An 18,491-nucleotide genomic window follows, 5' to 3' on the forward strand; every position below is an offset into this window, starting at 1 on the left:
CACACGCTATCAGACTGTTTCCCGCTCTCCGAACCGGTGTCTTTCGCACGGCATGCGAAAGCAGGTCCGAGATTTGGATCAAGTAACTGATGGCGCCGCCCTGATCCTGGATGTGCGTGCGGCTGTCCGCAGTGCTTCATCCGGTGGGCAGGGCTACGACAGTACAGCGCCCCGCGCGGCCATGGCAAATCGATTCCGGGCCCAAGCGTCCTCTCCGGCCTGCGCCGCGTGTACGGAATCCGAAGTTCCTATGACTTACTCTTCTGGGCAGTGCGCTGTCCGGGACAGGCGGTGACAGCGCGTGATGATTCTTCACCCCGGGAGGCTTCCCATGACCACCGTGACCTCGCCGGTTCCCGGCCGCGTGATCGGACTCGCAGCGGTTCCCGATCCGGTGTTCTCCGGCGCCATGGTCGGTCCGGGCACGGCCATCGACCCGGTGCCCGAGCCCTTCGTCGCCGTGGCTCCGGTCGACGGCGTCGTCGTCTCCCTGCACCCGCACGCGTTCGTCGTCGTGGACGGGGAGGGGCACGGCGTGCTCACCCACCTCGGCATCGACACCGTGCAGCTGAACGGTGAGGGGTTCGAGGTGCTCATCAACAAGGGGGACACCGTCAAGCGGGGCGACGCCATCGTGCGCTGGGACCCGGCCACCGCCGTCGCGGCGGGCAAGTCGCCGGTCTGCCCGATCGTGGCGCTCGAGGCCACGGCCGACTCCCTCGCCGACGTCAAGGAGGACGTCGACGTGAAGCCGGGCGACGCCCTCTTCAACTGGTGAACGGGGGCGTGCGGCCGGTGACCGGCGGGGACCGGGCCGGGCGGCGCACCGCTGGTACGACATCCACCATGGCGGGGTTCCGCCGTATCGACCGGGGACGGGTGACATGGAGACAACGCTTCGAGGCGTCGGTGTGAGCCACGGGGTGGCCATCGGCGAGGTGCGCCATATGGGAACGGCGGTCCTGGAACCGCCGGCGAAGCAGATTCCCGCCGACGAGGCGCCGCGCGAACAGGGTCGGGCGCGGCAGGCCGTGGAGGCCGTGGCGGCCGATCTGATCGCCCGCGGCAATCTGGCGGGCGGCGAGGCCCAGGCCGTGCTCGAGGCCCAGGCCATGATGGCGCAGGACCCGGAGCTGATCGCCGATGTCGAGCGGCGCATCGCCGTGGGCAGCACCGCCGAGCGCGCGGTGTACGACGCCTTCGCCGCCTACCGGGCGCTGCTCGCGGGGGCCGGTGACTATCTGGCGGGCCGGGTGGCCGACCTCGACGACGTGCGGAACCGGATCGTGGCGCGGCTGCTGGGTGTGCCGATGCCGGGTGTGCCGGACAGTGACGAGCCGTATGTGCTGATCGCGCGGGACCTCGCCCCCGCCGACACCGCGCTGCTCGACCCGACGCTGGTGCTGGGGTTCGTGACCGAGGAGGGCGGGCCGACCAGCCACAGCGCGATCCTCGCCCGTGCCCTGGGGGTGCCGGCCGTGGTCGCGCTGCCCGGTGCCGGGGAGCTGGTCGAGGGAACCATGATCGCCGTGGACGGCAGCACGGGTGAGATCTTCGTGTCGCCGAGCGAGGAGAAGCGGGCCGAACTGACGCGTGCCGCCGAGGAGCGCCGGGCCGCGCTGGCCGCCTCCTCCGGGCCGGGTGCGACGTCGGACGGGCACAAGGTGCCGCTGCTGGCGAACGTCGGCGGGCCGGCCGATGTGCCGGCCGCGGTCGAGGCGGGCGCCGAGGGTGTGGGGCTGTTCCGGACCGAGTTCCTCTTCCTCGACGACAGCAGCAAGGCGCCGTCGGAGGAGAAGCAGGTCGCGGCCTACCGGCAGGTGCTGGAGGCGTTCCCCGAGGGCCGGGTGGTGGTGCGGGTCCTGGACGCGGGCGCGGACAAGCCGCTGGACTTCCTCACCCCGGCCGATGAGCCCAACCCGGCACTGGGCGTACGCGGTCTGCGTACCCTGCTGGACCACCCCGAGGTGTTGCGGACGCAGCTCACGGCGCTGGCCAAGGCGTCCGAGGGGCTGCCGGTCTATCTCGAGGTGATGGCCCCGATGGTGGCCGACCGGCTGGACGCCAAGGCGTTCGCGGACGCGTGCCGGGAGGCGGGGCTGCGGGCCAAGTTCGGCGCGATGGTGGAGATTCCGTCCGCCGCGCTGCGGGCGCGCTCGATCCTGCAGGAGGTCGAGTTCCTGTCGCTGGGCACCAACGACCTGGCGCAGTACACCTTCGCGGCCGACCGTCAGGTCGGTGCGGTCTCGCGGCTTCAGGACCCGTGGCAGCCCGCGCTGCTCGACCTGGTGGCGGCTTCGGCGGAGGCCGCGCAGGCCGAGGGCAAGAGCTGTGGTGTGTGCGGTGAGGCAGCGTCCGATCCGCTGCTGGCCTGTGTGCTGACCGGGCTGGGGGTCACCAGCCTCTCCATGGGTGCCGCGTCCATTCCGTATGTGCGCGCGACGCTGGCCAAGCACACGCTGGCGCAGTGCGAACGGGCCGCGTCCGCGGCGCGGGCGGCGGACACCGCCGAGGACGCCCGCCGGGCGGCGCAGGCGGTGCTGTCCGGCGAATGAGCCGGTGAGCCGCTGGTGAAGGTGTCCCGCCGCGCGGCGGGACACCTTCGGTCATTCCGGTTCGGTCATTGCGGTTCGGTCATTCCGGGCGGTCGAGCGGGATGCCGGCCCGGTATTCGACGCCGTGCTCCGGGGGGATGGGTTCACCGGTCTCCGCGTCGGTGCAGTACGCGGTGAAGACCTCCGCCTCGCTCAGCGGGCGCAGCCAGCCGTCCTGCTGCGCCCAGCCGCGGACCGTTTCGGGGGTGCCCGCCACGATGGTGCGCAGCACCAGACCGCCGGGGCTGCGCAGGGCGAAGCCGCAGGCCAGGACGGTGCGGAAGACCAGCGCGGAGGGCTCGGCGAGCTTGGGCGGGCCCGCTTCGCGGGCGTCGGCGTGCAGCACGGCGACCAGTGAGGTGCCGTCCGCCGGGACGCTGCACACCAGATGGTGGACGCCCGGCCCGGCAGCTTCGACGACTGCGCGCAGCGCGGCCCCGGCGCGGTCGAACGCGGCGCGGGCGGTGTCGTCCCGGCAGTCTCCGCGGTGGGCGGCGCGGGAGAGCAGCGCCGTGGCGTACTCCCAGGTGGCCTGCTCCTCCGCGACGCCGATGAGCCGTGGGACCAGGCGGTCGATCGGCTGGCCGGCGTAGGTGACGGTGCCGCCCGCGGCGGCCAGCTCGGCCGTGTAGCGGGCGCGGCTCGCGGGGGTGTCCGGGTCGAGCCGGGTGTCCGCGCAGAACTCCTCGTAGGCGACGGGGTCGAAGAGGGCGACGGTGGTGTGGACGCCCTTGGCCGCGAGCGCCCTCAGCAGTCCCTCCATCTGCCGGAGATACGCTCCGTGATCGTCGAAGGCGAACGACGCATAGCGCCGCATGGCGGTGAAATCCCGCTCGTCGGCCAGCAGGGCCACGGTGCTGGGCACTTCCCTGCGCAGTGCGCGCCGGGCGGTCGTCGCCGTGCTCCTCTTTTTCCTGGTCCTTCCCTGGTTGCTCCGGTTCCTGGTCCTTCCGTGGTTGCTCCGGTGCTTGCCCGGACGGCCTCGGTCCCCGCCGCCGTGTCCGGTGTGCGCCATGATTCCCCCTCAGCGCGGATGTTCAGTGCTCACTCACCGTAACCGGGGCCACTGACAACGCTCCGTCACCGCCGTCCCGTACCAGGTGGCGCTGGGCGCCGCGGACCCCGGCGAGACCGGGCCGACCGAGGGGGCCAGGGGGCCGAGGGGGCCAGCCGCGATCGCCGCGGTCACCGCGAGGGGTCCCGCGCTGCGCTGGACGGCCTGGGCCAGGCCGTACACGCCGAGGTAGGCGCCCTGTGCGGTGGGCGGCGGGGCAAGGGCGACGGACGGTTCCCAGGAGATCGTGGCGTGCAGCATCTCCGCGACGGTGAAGGCGGTCGCGGCCAGCGCCTGCGAGACGGCCGCGAGCGAGACGGCCGCGAGCCAGGGCGGGCCGGTGGTCGAGGCGGCCAGCGCGACCGCGCCCAGGAAGCTCCGCAAGGTGTCATTGGGCACCTGCGGAAGGCCCTACGGAACACCCTGCCAGCACGAACACTCCTGCTTCTCTGAACTACGAGCTCATGGTCGGGCTTGTTGGAGGCGTCGCCAGCAGATGCGGCTGCAGGCGAGGGAGATGAAGGCATCGTGGCGTTCGGTGCGGCGGCGCCGGACGTTCCCTGGCTCGACGATCCCGCGTGGTTCACGCGGACACTGCCGGCCTTTCTCGGCTGACCGCGTCGAGCAGTAGCTTCGCGGCCACCGTCGCCCCGTCGGTGCGGATCGTGTCGGCCACGGCGGCTGCTCGTGCGCGGGTTTCGGGGGTCAGGGCTGTCCTCAGCGCGGCCGACAGGGATTCGAAGGTCGGGGTCGGACCGTCGTGTGCCGCGCCGATGCCCAGCTCGGCCACCCGGCCGGCCCAGTACGGCTGGTCCGCCAACTGGGGGACCACCACCTGGGGGGCGCCGACCCGGGCGGCCGTCGTCGTGGTGCCCGCGCCGCCGTGGTGCACGACGGCGGCCACCCGGCCGAACAGCGCCTGATGGTTGACCTCGCCGACGGCGAAGCAGTCCTCCCTGTCGTCGATCAGCGTCAGGTCCGCCCAGCCGCGCCCGATGACGACGCGGCGGTCCTGCGCGCGGACCGCCTCGATGGCCACCTGGGCGACGTCCGTCGAGGCGTGCATCGGCATGCTGCCGAAGCCCACATACACTGGTGGCGCGCCGGCGTCCAGGAACGCTACCAACGCGGCCGGGAGCGGGCGTTCGTCCGTCAGGATCCACGCGCCGGTCTGGACGACGTCGAGGTCCGGTGTCTCCTGCCACGGGTCCAGGACCGGGTCCGTCGCCAGCCATGGCTGCTCACCGATGACGTAGTCGCGGACGTTGTCCACCGGGGGCAGGCCAGCCGCCGCCCGGTTCGTGTTGAGCGCCTCGCCGAACAGCGCGTCGATGCTCTGGGCGTCCAGGTCCCACAGCACCCGGTTGTCGGTCACCTCCGGCGGGAACGGCCGCCCCGCATACGCCAGCGGCCGGCGGTGCAGCGCCGGCAGGGTGAGCTGCTGGAAGGTCACGGACACCGATCGGATGCCCAGCATCTCGGCCACCGACAGCGCACCGGCCGCAGCCGGCATCATCCCTGTCGCCACCAGCACGTCGCATCCCTCAGCCGCCGCGGTGACCGCGTCGAACTGCCCGGCGATCACCTCAGCCGCACGCCGCGGCAGGCCCGACGCCGGCGGGGCCTCTTTCGTCAACGCCCGCGCCGACCGGCTGACGGGCACCAGCGGCACGCCCACACCGCTCAACCGCCGCGCGAAGTCCTCGTCCGGCGGCGCGCACACCCGCACCTGCGCGCCGAATTCCCGTAACCGCACCGCGAGTCCCACCAGCGGTTCGACGTCCCCGCGCGACCCATACGTCGACAACAACACACGCACTTCGCGACACCCGTTTCCGTAGGTTCTGGCTTCGGCTGGCGATTCTGCGGCACGACAGGGGTCTTGCCGCAAGCCCCCCAGTGCGCTATACATTGATCATGGCAAGGAGTGGATAATCTCCTTGCCTTTGCCTTCTCTGAACATCTGATGCGCGGCTCTCCCGGATGTCCACTGCTCAGCTCAGTGTCCAGCTGCACGGATGACGGCCCGAGCAACGAGGGCCGTGTTGATCGCATCAAGTTCGGTAAGGGCCTCGCGGAGGTCGACGGGCACGCCTTCACCGATGCTGGCGGCGATCCGCAGCATCCGGGACTCGCTGCCTGAGCAGGGAGTCCCGGATGGACTCGCTGCCTGAGCAGGGAAGACGGCCGCGGTCGAGGGTGATCACCGCGGTGGGCCAGTCGATGCAGGCGGTCACCTCTTCGGTGTCGAAGTCGGTACCGGTGAACAGGAACTGGTCCCGGAAGTTGGCGCGGCGGAGCCAGCGCCGGTGGGCGATGAGGAGTTCAACGGCCGCGGTCGAGCCGTGCAGGCCACGAGCGTGCGCCCGCAGCTGCAGGTGGAGAGCTTCGTCTTCGGTGGTCACGAAGATCCCTTCGTGGTGTTCACTGGCCAGGTGGCCGCCGACAAGGTTGGCGGCCGGCATGCCGAGGTCGACGACACCGAGGCTGGGGCGTCGGTTAAGTTGGGCGAACTTCTCCTCGGCTCCGGCGAGACTGACGCGCAGTCCCTCGACTTCGCCGAGCCAGCCCTCGCGTTCGGCTTCGGCGATGCGGGCGGTGAGGTTGTCGCGGATGTCGACCAGCCGTGCTCGCTGAGCCGGATCCGGTCGGAGGAGCGAGCATCTGACACAAGCGTGCTCATGAATGCAAGGTGTTCCGAAGGCGCATGCGCAGGTACCGATGGAAACCTTCCGTTTCTCGAAGTGGGCGAGGAAAGCGTCCCATTCTTCGTCGGTGGGGGTTCGGTACTCTTCGCTGGGACGGGCTGCCCGGCGGCGGGCGATGAACGCCCGGTGGGCTTCGATCGTCTCGGTTGTACTCCAGCCGGTCCCGGGAGCTGAGACGGCATCAGGGATCGATCAGGGTGCTATCGGGGGCGATCCCTGATTCGGCGCACCGCGGCTATGCGGAACGGTCATGGACATGACTTTCAAGCATCCTTTCTCCAACAGGTCCGCCCGCCGCCTGTCTGCGCGGGCTGTCAGTCCGGAAAAGCCCACAGCGGCAGGCCCGATCCGTCCGGCTGCCCCGGCCCCGCCGGGGTTCCGCCCCGGACCCCGTTCCGGGGGTCTGCGCCCCCGGGCCCCCGCCGGGGCTCCGCCGCTGGGTCCCGCTCCCCCGGCGCCGGACGGATCCCGGCCGGGCACCCGTCCCCCCGAACGCCTTCCGGCCTCCGGTGGCTCGAGGGTGAGGCTCCACCCCGGTGGTGTCGGCCTCATCCGGACCGGCCCCTCAGCCTCCCAATGCCCCGGGCAACCAACCCCTCACCCTCCCGAGGGCCCGGACGGCCAACCCCTCAACTTCCGAAGAACCCGGACGACCAGCCCCTGGCCCTCCCGAGGGCCCGGACGACCAGCCCCTCACCCTCCCGAGGGCCCGGGCGACGGGGCCGGGCCGTTCTTGTCCCGGGCCAGGCGCTCGTAGTACCGCAGCAGCTCCACGTCGTCCACCGAGCCCGGGTTGACCGCCTTGTCCAGGGAGGTGCCCTGGAGGAGGCGCTTGACCGGGACCTCGATGCGTTTGCCGGTCAGGGTGTGCGGTACGCCCGGGACCTCGATGACCTCGTCCGGGACGTGGCGCGGGGAGAGCTGGGTGCGGATGGTGGTCTTGATGCGGCCCAGGAGCTCCTCGTCCAGGGTGGCGCCCGGGGCGAGGTGGACGAAGAGCGGCATCCAGTAGCCGCCGTCGGGCTGTTCGACGCCGATGACGAGGGATTCGCGGATCTCCGGGAGCCGTTCGACCGCCTCGTAGATGTCGGCGGATCCCATCCGTACGCCCTGCCGGTTGAGGGTGGAGTCGGAGCGGCCGTGGATGACGACGGTGCCGCGTGCGGTCAGGGTGATCCAGTCGCCGTGGCGCCAGGCGCCGGGGAACATCTCGAAGTAGCTGTCGCGGTAGCGGCTGCCGTCCGGGTCGTTCCAGAAGCGGACCGGCATGGACGGCATGGGCCGGGCCACGATCAGCTCGCCGACCTCGTCGATCACCGGTTCGCCCCGCGGATCCCACGCCTGGAGGTCGGTGCCGAGGCCGGGGGCCTGCAGTTCTCCGACGTAGACGGGGAGGGTGGGCACGGCGCCGGCGAAACAGCTGCACACATCGGTGCCGCCGCTGACGGAGGCGATCCACATGTCCTCGGCCACCTCGTCGTGGATCCAGCGGAAGCCGTCGGGCGGCAGCGGGGAGCCGGTGGTGGCGACGCACTTCACCCGGGAGAGGTCGAAGTCCCGGCCCGGGTGGACATCGGCCTTGCGGCAGGCCATGACGTACGCGGCGGAGGTGCCGTAGAGCGTCGTCCCGGTGCGCTCGGCGACGCGCCACTGGGCGGCGGTGTCCGGATGGCCGGGGCTGCCGTCGTAGAGGACGACGGTGGCGCCCACCAGCAGCCCGGACACCAGGAAGTTCCACATCATCCAGCCGGTGGAGGTGTACCAGAAGAAGCGGTCGCCGGGTCCGAGGTCGCAGTGCAGGCCCAGCTGCTTGAGATGCTCCACCAGGATGCCGCCCTGGGACTGCACGATCGCCTTGGGCAGCCCGGTGGTGCCCGAGGAGTAGAGCACCCACAGCGGATGGTCGAAGGGCAGTGGCTCGAACACCGGGTCCGCCGGTTCGCGGACGATGTCGTCCCATGCCAGGGTGGCGGCGGGGGCCGGGGTGCCCAGCAGCGGGATGTGGACCACGGCGCGCAGGGTGGGCAGCTCGGCGCGCAGCTCGGCCACGGTCGCGGTGCGGTCGTGGGTCTTCCCGCCGTAGCGGTAGCCGTCGACGGTGAAGAGCACCACGGGTTCGACCTGCTGGAAGCGGTCCAGGACGCTGCGGGCGCCGAAGTCGGGGGCGCAGGAGGTCCATACGGCGCCGACGGCGGCGGTGGCCAGGAGGGCGACGGCGGCCTGGGGGATGTTGGGGACGTAGCCGCTGACCCGGTCGCCGGGGCGGACGCCGAGGCGGCGCAGTTCGGCGGCGACCGCGCCGACCTGGCCGCGCAGTTCGGCCCAGCTGACCGGGCGTGGTTCGTGGGTCTCGTCGACGTGGAGCAGCGCGGGGGTGTCGGCGCGGGCGGGGTCCTCGGCGGCGCGCAGGGCGTGCTCGGCGTAGTTGAGGGTGGCGCCGGGGAACCAGCGGGCACCGGGCATGGCGGCGTCGGCGAGCACCCGTTCGTACGGGGTGGTGAAGCGCACCTCGAACCATTCGGCGACCGCCTGCCAGAAGGTCTCCAGCTCCTCCACGGACCAGCGGTGCAGCGCGGCGTAGCCCGCGGCCGGGTCGTCCGGGCTGGGCGCGGGCGCGCCGTGGCGCTCGGCCGCCCAGGTGTGGAAGGCGGTCAGCCGGGACCGGGCGATCCGGTCCGCGCCGGGCTGCCACAGGGGCTGTGGCCGGTGGTCGGGGTGCGCTGCGGTGGTCATGGGTGTCGGCTCCCGGGCTGTCCGCTCGAACGCGTCTGTCAAGGGGCGCGTCCGGCTCGTGTGCGTCCGTTCAGGACGATGCCATGTGATCGACTCCGGCACCAGGGGCGTCACCCCACATCACAGGTCGGGATCAGGTGAGCGGATCACGGGTGAACGGCAGTTGAACCGTGTCCCCGCGGTGCGCCGGCAATGGCAGGCTGAGCAGTATGAATGCGCGTGACCTGGTGCGGTCGAAGAAGCTGGTGCGGGCGTTGAAGGTGATCTGCACGGCGCAGGGGCTGCGGTCACTGCGCTCGGCGTGGCGGCGCCGGCGTTCCGACGCGGCCGGTCTGGCTCGCCGGGGCACGGAGCTGGCCCGGGTGCCGGGTGTGGTGGAGGGGGCCGAGCCGGGGCCGGGGGGCGGGGTGGTGCGGTTCGCCCGCTCCACCCTGCGGGTGCGGGTGACCACGGGCGGCGCGGTGTTCTGCGGTTGGGACGGGGCCGAGCCGGAGCCGTCGTACGCGCTGGACGGCCCCTGTCCGGAGGCGGACGAGCGGGCGGAGCTGGAACCGGACACCGGCGGCGGCTGGCGGGTGGTGTCCGAGCGGGTCACGGTGGTGGTGTCGCGCGACGGCACGGTGGAGGTGCGTACTCCGGGCGGGGTGGTGCTGCGGCGGGACCTGCCGCCGCGCTGGTGGGAGCCGGCCGGGGCGCCGGGGCCCGCGGAGCGCGGGGTGCGCGGGGAGGGTGCCCGGTGGCTGCAGCGGTCCGAAGTGGCGGCGGACGCGCGGTTCTTCGGGCTCGGCGGGCGGGCGTCGGGGCCGCGGCTGCGGGACGGTGAGTACCGGCTGTGGAACACCGATCCGGGCGGCAGCTTCGAGCCGGGGGACGATCCGCTGTACCTGACCATGCCGGTGCAGCTGGTGGTGGCCGACGCGGGCACCCATCTGGTGTTCCACGACAACTCCTGGGACGGGGCGATCACCCTGCGGGAGGGTGAGGAGGGCGCGGGCTCGGGCCACGACCGGCCCGGCTGGTGCCGGACCCGGATGGAGGGCGGTCCGCTGCGCTACTGGGTGATCGTGGGCACCCCGGCGCGGGTGCTGCACGGCTGGGCGGCGCTGACCGGCGCCCCGGCGGTCCCGCCTCGGTGGGCGCTCGGCCATCACCACGCGCGCTGGGGGTTCGGCGGCGCGGAGGAGGTCCGGCGGGTGGTGGCGGGCTACCGGGAGCGGGGTCTGCCGCTGTCCGCGCTGCATCTGGACATCGACCACTACGCCGGCCACCGGGTGTTCACGGTGGACCCGGAGCGCTTCCCCGATCTGCCGGGACTCGCCGCCGAGCTGCTCGAGGACGGGGTGCGGCTGGTGTCGATCGTCGATCCGGCGGTGAAGGCGGAGCCGGGGAACGCGGTGTACGACAGCGGGGCGGCGGAGGACGTCTTCGTGCGCGACGCCCGGGGCCGTGAGGTGCGCGGGGTGGTGTGGCCGGGTGAATCGGTCTTCCCCGACTTCACCGATCCGCGGGTGCGCAAGTGGTGGGGCGGGCTGTACGCGGAGCGGCTGGCGCAGGGCTTCTCCGGGGTGTGGCACGACATGAACGAGCCGGTGTCGTTCGCCGCCTTCGGGGAGACCACGCTGCCGCGCTCGGCCCGGCACGCCTTGGAGGGCCGGGGCGGCGACCACCGCGAGGCGCACAACGTCTACGCGCTGGCGATGGCGCGGGCCGGTTACGAGGGTTTGTGCGAGCTGCGCCCCAATGAGCGGCCGTTCCTCTTCTCGCGCTCGGGCTGGGCGGGGCTCCAGCGCTACGGGGGCAGCTGGTCGGGGGATGTGGCGACGGGCTGGGCGGGGCTGCGGGCGTCGCTGGCGCTGGTGCTCGGGCTGGGCCTGTCGGGGGTGCCGTACTCGGGGCCGGACATCGGCGGGTTCACCGGGTTTCCCTCGCCGGAGCTGTATCTGCGCTGGTTCCAGCTGGGCGCGTATCTGCCGCTGTTCCGCACCCATTCGGCGATCTCGGCGGGGCGGCGGGAGCCGTGGGTGTTCGGACCGCGGGTGCTGGAGCACGCGGCGGCGGCGCTGCGCACCCGGCAGCGGCTGCTGCCGTACTTCACCACGCTCGCCCAGCTGGCGGCGCGCACCGGCGCCCCGTATGTGCGGCCCGTGTGGTGGCGGACGCCCAAGGACCGGGCGCTGCGGGACTGCGAGGACGCCTTTTTGCTGGGGGACGCGCTGCTGGTGGCGCCGGTGCTGGAGGAGGGCGTCCGCCGGCGGCCGGTGCGGCTGCCGCGCGGCCGCTGGTACGACACGGTGACCGGCCGGGCCTACGACGGTCCCGGCCAGGTGGTGCTGGACGCCCCGCTGTCGGGCATCCCGGTGCTGGCGCGGGCCGGTTCGGTGGTGCCGGTGGCGGGGCCGGATGGTGGGGTGGAGCTGGAGGTGTGGACGCCGTGCCAGGGCCGCAGGGGCGCGGGGGCGGGCATGCTGGTCGTGGAGGCGGCCGACGGCTGGGAGAAGCCGGAGCTGCTGCGGTTCGTCACCCGGCTGCGGGACGGTGTGGTGACGGTCGAGCGGGAGGGCGGGGGCGCGGTGGGGTATCCGGTGCGGGTGCGGGGTGAGGCACCGCCGAGGGAGGGAAGGCCGTCGCGTCGCACGGGCTGAGGGGGGGCGGGGGCGGACGGGCTGAGGGGGCGCGGGCGGACGGGCTGAGGGGCGGGGGCGGACGGGTTCGCCGGAGGGGGTTGTTTCCGCCTCCGGCGGACTGGTTATGTGCTGATCATGCCAAGACTCGCCGTCGCGCTGCGTGCGCTCACCCTGCCCGTCGCCGCTCTGCTGGCCATCGCCCCGTCCACTCCGGCGCACGCGAAGCCGGAGCCGAAGGCCCCGAAGGAGTTCGTGGCCCTCGGCGATGTCGATCCGACGATCCGGCAGGAGATCCGCTACTTCACCCCGCACAACTTCACCGGTGACCCGGTGGACGGCTACCGCCGGCCGATGTGCGTCCTGACCCGCCCGGCCGCCGAGGCGCTGCACCGGGCGCAGCGTCAGCTCCTGCGGCGCGGCTACACCCTGAAGGTGTACGACTGCTACCGGCCGCAGCGCGCGGTGAACGGCTTCGTGGAGTGGGCGAAGGACCTCGACGACCAGCGGATGAAGGACGAGTTCTACCCCCGGGTCGACAAGTCCCGGCTGTTCGAGGACGGCTATATCGCCGGGAAGTCGGGGCACAGCCGGGGCAGCACCGTGGACCTGACCATCGTGCCGCTCCCGGCCCTGCCCACCCGCCCCTATGTGCCGGGTGAGAAGCTGGCGCCGTGCTACGCGGCCAAGGAGGACCGCTTCCCGGACAACTCCGTGGACATGGGCACCGGGTACGACTGCTTCGACACGCTCTCGCACACGCTCGATCCGCGGATCACGGGCGCGCAGCGGGCCAACCGGCTGCTGCTGAAGAGCACCCTGGAGCAGCGGGGCTTCGTCAACCTGGCCGAGGAGTGGTGGCACTACACCTACCAGCCGGAGCCGTTCCCGGACACCTACTTCGACTTCCCCGTGGCGCGCCGCTCGCTGACCGGCTGAGCCTCACAGCCGTCCTCCCGCGGTGTCCGAGGACAGCCGCTGGGCGATGTACACGGGCACCACGGACGCCACGATGAGCAGCGCCGCGACGACGTTGACGACGGGGGCCTGGTGGGGGCGGGCCAGGTTCTCGTAGATCCAGACGGGCAGGGTGCGGGTGCCGGGCCCGGCGGTGAAGGTCGTGACGACGATCTCGTCGAAGGAGAGCGCGAAGGCCAGCAGCCCGCCCGCGAAGAGCGCGGAGCGCATGGCGGGGAAGGTGACGTGGCGGAAGGTCTGCCAGGGGCGTGCCCCGAGGTCCGCGGACGCCTCGGCCAGCGAGGGCGCGATCCGGCGCAGCCGGGCGCCGACGTTGTTGAAGACGATGACGACGCAGAAGGTGGCATGCCCGACGACCACCGTGAACAGGCCGAAGCCGACGCCGATCGGGTCCAGGACGGTGCGGAAGGCGGCGTTGAGGGCGATCCCGCTGACGATGCCGGGCAGCGCGATCGGCAGCACGAGCAGGAAGGAGACGGTCCGCCGTCCGAAGAAGCGGTGGCGGTGCACGGCGTAGGCGGCCAGGGTGCCCAGGACCAGGGCGATCGCGGTGGCGGCGAGTCCGGCCCACAGCGAGGTGAGCAGGGCCTGGCGGGCGCCGTCGCTGTGCAGGGCGGCCCGCCACCACCGGCCGGTGAGGCCGCTGGGCGGCCAGCCGAAGGAGCGGTCGGCGTTGACGGAGTTGAGCAGCACCAGCAGCAGCGGGACATGGACGAGGGCGAGACCGGCCGCGGTGACACAGCCGAGGACCGCTCGGGCGGTGCGCGACAGCCGCATGCGGCCACCTCCTACAGCGAGTCGAGGGCGCCCGCACGGCGTACGGCGGCCAGGTAGCAGACGATGAGGACGACGGGTACGGCGGAGAGCGCGGCGGCCATCGGCAGGTCCAGGGTGACCTGCGCGGCGATGACGTTGCCCAGCAGCTGGGTCTTGCCGCCCACGATCTGCACGGTGAGGTAGTCGCCCAGGCTGAGCGAGAAGGTGAAGACGGACCCGGCGAGCACGGCGGGGCGCACGGCCGGCAGGACGACCGAGCGCAGGGTGCGCCAGGCGCCGGCGCCGAGGTCGGCCGACGCCTCCAGGGTGCGCTCGGGGAGCCGTTCCAGCGCCGCGTACACCGGCAGGATCATGTAGGGCAGCCAGAGGTAGGCGAGCACGATGACGACCGCGGTGGTGCCGTAGCCGGGTCCGTGCAGCCCGAACGGGGCGAGCGCCGCGGCCACGACCCCGTCCTCGCCGAGCATGACCCGCCAGGCGTACGCCTTGACCAGATAGCCGGCCCACAGCGGAGTGAGCACGGCGACCACCAGTGGCCGCCGCCACCGCCGGTCGGCGACCCGCGCCATGAAGAACGCCATGGGCAGGGCGAGGAGGGCGTCGATGACGGTGACGGCGGCCGCGATGGACAGGGTGCGCAGGGCGATGGTGCGGTAGACGGGGGTGGTCAGCAGCTCGTGGAAGTTGTCGGTGTTCCAGGTGTGGACGACATCGGAGGTGAAGGAGTCGGTGGCCCAGAAGGCCGATAGGAGCAGGACGGCGAGCGAGCCCAGATAGGCCAGGGTCAGCCAGAGCAGGGGCGGGGCGAGGAGCGCGGTCAGGCGCAGCCGCGAGCCGGGAGCGGGCGCGGCCGGCATCTCAGCCCTTGACCTCCGTCCAGGCCCTGGTCCACTGGGCGTAGTCGGTGCAGTCGGTGTTCTTGCGGCCGTCCAGGCACTGTTTGATGGGCGTGGTCCAGAAGTGGACGCGCTGGAAGTACTTCTCGTCGTCGGCGTGGAAGATGGCGCAGTGGTCGGGGTCGGAGGTCTCGGCGCACGCCTTGCGGTTGGACGGCGCCTCGCCGAAGTACTCGGCGACCTGGGCGTTGACCTTGGGCGAGACGATCCAGTCCAGCCATTTGTAGGCGCAGTTGGGGTGGTCGGCCTTCGACGAGACCATCCAGGTGTCGGACCAGCCGGTGGCGCCCTCCTTGGGGAGCACCGCCTTGACCGGGGCCTTCTCGTCCCGGGTGAGGTTGGCGATGACCTGCCAGGTGGTGCCGATGACGCTGTCGCCGCCCTTGAAGGCGGTGATCTCCTTCTGGTAGTCGCTCCAGTACTCCCCCACCGCCTTGTGCTGCTTCTTCAGCAGCGCGACGGCGGCGTCCAGCTGCTTCCGGTCGAGCGCGTAGGGGTTCTTGATGCCGAGCGAGGGCTCGGCGCGCATCAGGTAGAGGGCGGCGTCGGCGATGTAGATGGGCGAGTCGTAGGCGGTGACGTGCCCGTCGTACCGCGCGGCGTCGTCGAAGACCGCGCGCCAGGAGTCGGGGGCGGGCCGGACCTTGTCGGTGCGGTACATGAGGAGGTTGGCGCCCCGGCCGTGCGGAATGCCGTACATCCGGCCGTCCCTGGAGTTGAACGGCTGCTGTTTCAGGGCCGGGAAGATGTCCTTGTAGTGGGGCACCAGCTTGGTGTTGACGGGGGCCGCGTCGCCGGAGGCGATGAGGCGCAGGGTGGCGTCGCCGGAGGCGGAGACCGTGTCGTACTGTCCGGTCTTCATCAGCGACACCATCTCGTCGGAGGTGCCGGCCGTCTTGGTGTGCACCTGGCAGCCGGTCTTCTTCTCGAACGGGTGGACCCAGTCGACCTCGGGGTCGTTGGAGCCGTCCTCGGCGTAACCGGCCCAGGCGATGATGTTGACCTCGCCCTCGCCCTTGCCGAGTGTGTCGGGTGCGTGGCCGCCCTTGCCGTCGTCGCCGCCGGAGCCGCATCCGGCCGCGGTCAGCAGCAGCGCGCAGACGGCGGCCGCGGACCTCCACGCAGACGTCTTCCGTTTCCGCATCCGGTCCTCCTCGTCCCGCTTGGCACTTGAGGCTCGGCCAGTATCGGGCGGCCGGTATGCCACCGCCAGGGTGCCGCCGGCAATGACCCGGCAATGACAAGGTCAACTCGGTACGGGGAAGGCGTCCCGCTCGTCCCAGGAGAGCCGGATCTCACCGCCCGGACGGGCGGATTCGGGGAGTCCGGTGAGGTTCTGGCGGTGCACGGTGAGGCGGTCGCCGTGCGGAAGCGTGACGGTGAAGCGGGTGTGCGCTCCGGCGTGCACGACATCGGTGACGCGCCCCGTGACGGTCCGCCGGCCGCCGGCGGGCGATCCGGCGGGGGCGGCGGCCGGACCGGCGGGGTCGGCCGGACCGGCGGGGTCGGCGAGCAGGATCCGCTCGGGCCGGATGGAGTAGGTGCCGGGGCGGCCCACGACCCGGACCGCGGCCTCGCCGCGCAGCAGGTTGGTGGTGCCGACGAAGCCCGCGACGAAGGCGGTGGCCGGGTGTTCGTACACCTCGACCGGCGGACCCGTCTGTTCGATCCGGCCGTCGCGGACCACGGCGAGGCGGTCGCTCATGGTCAGCGCCTCCTCCTGGTCGTGGGTGACCAGGAGGAAGGTGATGCCGGTGGTGCGCTGGAGCTCCTTGAGCTCGGCCTGCATCTCCTGCCGGAGCGCCAGGTCCAGCGCGCCGAGCGGTTCGTCGAGCAGCAGCACGGCGGGCCGGTCGACGAGGGCGCGGGCGAGCGCGACGCGCTGGCGCTGACCGCCGGAGAGCTCGGCGGGGCGGCGGGAGGCGAACCCGTCCAGCCGTACGGTGGTCAGCGCATCGCGGGCGCGGGCGAGCCGCTCGGCCTTGCGGACGCCGCGCACGGTCAGCGCGTAGGCGACGTTCTGCTCGACGCTCATGTGCGGGAAGAGGGCGTAGTCCTGGAAGACGGTGTGCACATCGCGGCGGTTGGGGGGCATCGCGGTGACGTCGTGCCCGGCGAGCTCGATCCGGCCGCCGGTGGGCCGTTCGAAGCCCGCGACCAGGCGCAGCAGGGTGGTCTTGCCCGAGCCGGAGGGGCCGAGCAGGGAGAAGAACTCCCCCTCGTGGACGGTGAGGTCGACGGCGTCCACCGCGCGCACCGCGCCGAAGTCCTTGGTGACGGCCTCGAGCCGGACGGCCGCGGCTGTCGTCGTGGTCCGGGTCCGCGAACTGGTCTCCGTCTGCGCCACCGACCGCTCCCCTCGCCCTTCGGCTGATCAGGCCCGTGATCGCGGTCACTGTACCGGGGTTACGCGGGATACGGTCCCCGTGCCACACTTCTGACACATCGTCAGTTACGTGAGTTTCGAGGTTTCGGGAGGGTCGGTGTCCCCCACGCGTACGCCCGTGGTCGACGGGTGGTTCAGCTCCGAGGGCGGGGAGTTCCGGCTGCTGGGGACATGCTGCCGGGGCTGCGGGGCGGTGTACTTCCCCCGTGAGGACGCCTTCTGCCGCGCCCCGGGCTGCGCCGGCACCGACCTGGCGGAGCTGCCGCTGTCCCGGCGCGGCCGGGTGTGGTCCTACACCGACGGGCGCTACCGCCCGCCCGCGCCCTACCCCGGTGACCCCGCGGCCGAGTGGCGGCCGTACACACTGATCGCCGTGGAGCTGGCCGCCGAGCGGATGGTGGTGCTGGGGCAGGGCGCCCCCGGGGTGACCGTCGCCGATCTGGCCGTCGGCATGGAGGTCGAGGTGGTGCCCGGGGTGCTGGCCGAGGAGGGCGGGCGCACCCTCACCACCTGGCACTGGCGGCCCGTCCCCGGGGAGGCGTCGTGACCGGTGAGGTGGCGGTGCTGGGCGCCGGGATGCACCCCTGGGGCAAATGGGGCCGCGGCTTCGTGGAGTACGGCGTGAAGGCGGCGCGCGCCGCGCTGAAGGACGCCGGGCTCGAGTGGTCCGCGATCCGGTCCGTGGTGGGTGCCAACACGGTGCGCTGCGGCTATCCCGGACAGGTCGCGGGCGCGACCTTCGCCCGCGCGCTCGGCTGGCAGGGCGCCCGCGTCACCAGCGTGTACGCGGCCTGCGCGTCCGGTGCGCGGGCCATCGACACCGCCCGCGCCCAGATCCTGTCCGGGATGGCGGACACCGTCCTGGTGGTGGGCGCCGACGCGGCGCCCAAGGGCTTCTTCGCCCCCGCGGGCGGTGAGCGGCCGGACGATCCGGACTGGCTGCGCTTCCGGGTGCTGGGCGCCACCAACCCCGCCTACTTCGCGCTGTGGGCGCGCCGCCGGATGGCGGTGTACGGCGACACGCCCGAGGACTTCGCGCGGGTGAAGGTGAAGAACGCGGCCGCCGGGGCGGCCAATCCGTACGCCCGCTACCGCTCCCCCGTCACCGCCGAGCAGGTGGCCGCGTCCCCGGTGGTCGCCGATCCGCTGCGGCTGCTGGACATCTGCGCCACCTCCGACGGGGCGGCGGCGCTGGTGCTCGGCAGCATGGAGACGGCGCGGCGGCTCGGGGTGGCGCGTCCGGTGCGGATCCGCGCCGTCTCGTCCGTCTCCCCGCGCCATCCGCACACCGCGCTGGATCTGCCGGACATCGCCACCGACTCCGCCCCGCCGGGCTCCCCCGCGCCCGATCCCTTCCGGCCCTCCATCGCCCAGGCGGCGTACGAGGAGGCGGGGCTGGGCCCGCGGGACCTGTCGCTCGCCGAGGTGTACGACCTGTCCACCGCGCTCGAGCTGGAGTGGTACGAGGACGTGGGGCTGTGCGGCCCCGGGGAGGGCGCGCGGCTGCTGCGCGAGGGGGCGACGGCGCTGGGCGGGCGGATCCCGGTCAATCCGAGCGGAGGGCTGGCCTCCTTCGGGGAGGCGGTTCCGGCGCAGGCCATCGCCCAGGTCTGCGAGCTCACCCGGCAGCTGCGCGGGCAGGCGGGCGATCGGCAGGTGGCGGGGGCGAGCACCGGAATCGCCGTCAACCAGGGGCTGTTCGGGCACGGTTCGGCGGTCGTCGCGGTGCGCTGAGTGGGGACCC

16 protein-coding genes are annotated in these 18,491 nt (G+C 72.7%); 7 read left to right on the forward strand and 9 right to left on the reverse strand.

Going from position 1 to position 18,491, the window contains the following annotated elements:
• Positions 1 to 331 precede the first annotated feature (331 nt).
• Entirely contained in the window at positions 332 to 778 is a 447-nt protein-coding gene (locus tag AXW62_RS34170) for a PTS sugar transporter subunit IIA (protein ID WP_030829349.1), read from the forward strand.
• Between the two features lie 106 nt (positions 779 to 884).
• The gene (gene ptsP, locus AXW62_RS34175; protein ID WP_030829352.1) at positions 885 to 2,555 is read left to right on the forward strand and encodes a phosphoenolpyruvate--protein phosphotransferase; all 1,671 of its coding nucleotides are present in this window, start codon (positions 885 to 887) and stop codon (positions 2,553 to 2,555) included.
• Between the two features lie 79 nt (positions 2,556 to 2,634).
• On the opposite strand, the gene AXW62_RS34180 is transcribed toward ptsP, so the two are convergent.
• The 4 genes from AXW62_RS34180 to AXW62_RS34195 all read right to left on the reverse strand — a co-directional run bounded on the left by AXW62_RS34180 (position 2,635) and on the right by AXW62_RS34195 (position 6,053).
• Positions 2,635 to 3,609: a DUF8829 domain-containing protein gene (locus AXW62_RS34180; RefSeq protein ID WP_060947878.1), complete on the reverse strand. Its 975-nt coding sequence runs from the start codon at positions 3,607 to 3,609 to the stop codon at positions 2,635 to 2,637.
• A 33-nt stretch (positions 3,610 to 3,642) separates the two neighbouring features.
• Entirely contained in the window at positions 3,643 to 4,047 is a 405-nt protein-coding gene (locus AXW62_RS46825) for a hypothetical protein (RefSeq protein WP_280142985.1), read from the reverse strand.
• A gap of 184 nt (positions 4,048 to 4,231) precedes the next feature.
• On the reverse strand, positions 4,232 to 5,461 hold the full coding sequence (locus tag AXW62_RS34190) for a glycosyltransferase (RefSeq protein WP_214516886.1): 1,230 nt from the start codon (positions 5,459 to 5,461) through the stop codon (positions 4,232 to 4,234).
• Between the two features lie 283 nt (positions 5,462 to 5,744).
• The gene (locus AXW62_RS34195) at positions 5,745 to 6,053 is read right to left on the reverse strand and encodes a hypothetical protein (RefSeq protein WP_067082650.1); all 309 of its coding nucleotides are present in this window, start codon (positions 6,051 to 6,053) and stop codon (positions 5,745 to 5,747) included.
• A 30-nt stretch (positions 6,054 to 6,083) separates the two neighbouring features.
• On the opposite strand from AXW62_RS34195, the gene AXW62_RS44960 reads away from it, so the two are divergent.
• Positions 6,084 to 6,530 (forward strand): hypothetical protein, encoded by a 447-nt coding sequence (locus tag AXW62_RS44960; protein WP_060947881.1) that lies wholly within the window; start codon positions 6,084 to 6,086, stop codon positions 6,528 to 6,530.
• A 519-nt stretch (positions 6,531 to 7,049) separates the two neighbouring features.
• Here AXW62_RS44960 and AXW62_RS34205 read toward each other — a convergent pair.
• The gene (locus AXW62_RS34205; protein WP_060947882.1) at positions 7,050 to 9,089 is read right to left on the reverse strand and encodes an acetoacetate--CoA ligase; all 2,040 of its coding nucleotides are present in this window, start codon (positions 9,087 to 9,089) and stop codon (positions 7,050 to 7,052) included.
• A gap of 209 nt (positions 9,090 to 9,298) precedes the next feature.
• On the opposite strand from AXW62_RS34205, the gene AXW62_RS34210 reads away from it, so the two are divergent.
• Both AXW62_RS34210 and AXW62_RS34215 read left to right on the forward strand, forming a co-directional pair.
• Complete coding sequence (locus AXW62_RS34210) at positions 9,299 to 11,731, forward strand: glycoside hydrolase family 31 protein (protein ID WP_060947883.1); 2,433 nt, start codon at positions 9,299 to 9,301, stop codon at positions 11,729 to 11,731.
• 117 nt (positions 11,732 to 11,848) lie between these two features.
• Positions 11,849 to 12,649, forward strand: a complete 801-nt coding sequence (locus AXW62_RS34215) for a M15 family metallopeptidase (protein WP_060947891.1) — start codon at positions 11,849 to 11,851, stop codon at positions 12,647 to 12,649.
• A gap of 3 nt (positions 12,650 to 12,652) precedes the next feature.
• Here the strand turns inward: AXW62_RS34215 and AXW62_RS34220 are convergent, their stop codons facing one another.
• The 4 genes from AXW62_RS34220 to AXW62_RS34235 form a co-directional block, all read right to left on the reverse strand.
• Positions 12,653 to 13,465 (reverse strand): ABC transporter permease, encoded by an 813-nt coding sequence (locus AXW62_RS34220; RefSeq protein ID WP_060947884.1) that lies wholly within the window; start codon positions 13,463 to 13,465, stop codon positions 12,653 to 12,655.
• An 11-nt stretch (positions 13,466 to 13,476) separates the two neighbouring features.
• On the reverse strand, positions 13,477 to 14,322 hold the full coding sequence (locus AXW62_RS34225; protein ID WP_060947885.1) for an ABC transporter permease: 846 nt from the start codon (positions 14,320 to 14,322) through the stop codon (positions 13,477 to 13,479).
• A 1-nt stretch (position 14,323) separates the two neighbouring features.
• Positions 14,324 to 15,505, reverse strand: coding sequence for an ABC transporter substrate-binding protein (locus tag AXW62_RS34230; RefSeq protein ID WP_060947886.1), 1,182 nt, complete (start codon positions 15,503 to 15,505; stop codon positions 14,324 to 14,326).
• A 102-nt stretch (positions 15,506 to 15,607) separates the two neighbouring features.
• Complete coding sequence (locus AXW62_RS34235) at positions 15,608 to 16,708, reverse strand: ABC transporter ATP-binding protein (protein ID WP_060947887.1); 1,101 nt, start codon at positions 16,706 to 16,708, stop codon at positions 15,608 to 15,610.
• A 136-nt stretch (positions 16,709 to 16,844) separates the two neighbouring features.
• On the opposite strand from AXW62_RS34235, the gene AXW62_RS34240 reads away from it, so the two are divergent.
• Both AXW62_RS34240 and AXW62_RS34245 read left to right on the forward strand, forming a co-directional pair.
• The gene (locus AXW62_RS34240) at positions 16,845 to 17,294 is read left to right on the forward strand and encodes a Zn-ribbon domain-containing OB-fold protein (protein ID WP_079106049.1); all 450 of its coding nucleotides are present in this window, start codon (positions 16,845 to 16,847) and stop codon (positions 17,292 to 17,294) included.
• Positions 17,291 to 18,481: a lipid-transfer protein gene (locus AXW62_RS34245; RefSeq protein WP_060947889.1), complete on the forward strand. Its 1,191-nt coding sequence runs from the start codon at positions 17,291 to 17,293 to the stop codon at positions 18,479 to 18,481. The genes AXW62_RS34240 and AXW62_RS34245 overlap by 4 nt, the downstream gene beginning before the upstream one ends.
• Positions 18,482 to 18,491: the final 10 nt, after the last annotated feature.

This window comes from Streptomyces hygroscopicus subsp. hygroscopicus (genome assembly GCF_001553455.1).
GTDB lineage: Bacteria > Actinomycetota > Actinomycetes > Streptomycetales > Streptomycetaceae > Streptomyces > Streptomyces hygroscopicus.

Excerpts from the sequence above, each read along its gene's own strand:
- AXW62_RS34170 (WP_030829349.1), top strand. The coding sequence starts at position 332 with ATGACCACCGTGACCTCGCCGGTTCCCGGCCGCGTGATCGGACTCGCA.
- ptsP (WP_030829352.1), top strand. The coding sequence starts at position 885 with ATGGAGACAACGCTTCGAGGCGTCGGTGTGAGCCACGGGGTGGCCATC.
- AXW62_RS34180 (WP_060947878.1), bottom strand. The coding sequence starts at position 3,609 with ATGGCGCACACCGGACACGGCGGCGGGGACCGAGGCCGTCCGGGCAAG.
- AXW62_RS34205 (WP_060947882.1), bottom strand. The coding sequence starts at position 9,089 with ATGACCACCGCAGCGCACCCCGACCACCGGCCACAGCCCCTGTGGCAG.
- AXW62_RS34210 (WP_060947883.1), top strand. The coding sequence starts at position 9,299 with ATGAATGCGCGTGACCTGGTGCGGTCGAAGAAGCTGGTGCGGGCGTTG.
- AXW62_RS34215 (WP_060947891.1), top strand. The coding sequence starts at position 11,849 with ATGCCAAGACTCGCCGTCGCGCTGCGTGCGCTCACCCTGCCCGTCGCC.
- AXW62_RS34220 (WP_060947884.1), bottom strand. The coding sequence starts at position 13,465 with ATGCGGCTGTCGCGCACCGCCCGAGCGGTCCTCGGCTGTGTCACCGCG.
- AXW62_RS34225 (WP_060947885.1), bottom strand. The coding sequence starts at position 14,322 with ATGCCGGCCGCGCCCGCTCCCGGCTCGCGGCTGCGCCTGACCGCGCTC.
- AXW62_RS34230 (WP_060947886.1), bottom strand. The coding sequence starts at position 15,505 with ATGCGGAAACGGAAGACGTCTGCGTGGAGGTCCGCGGCCGCCGTCTGC.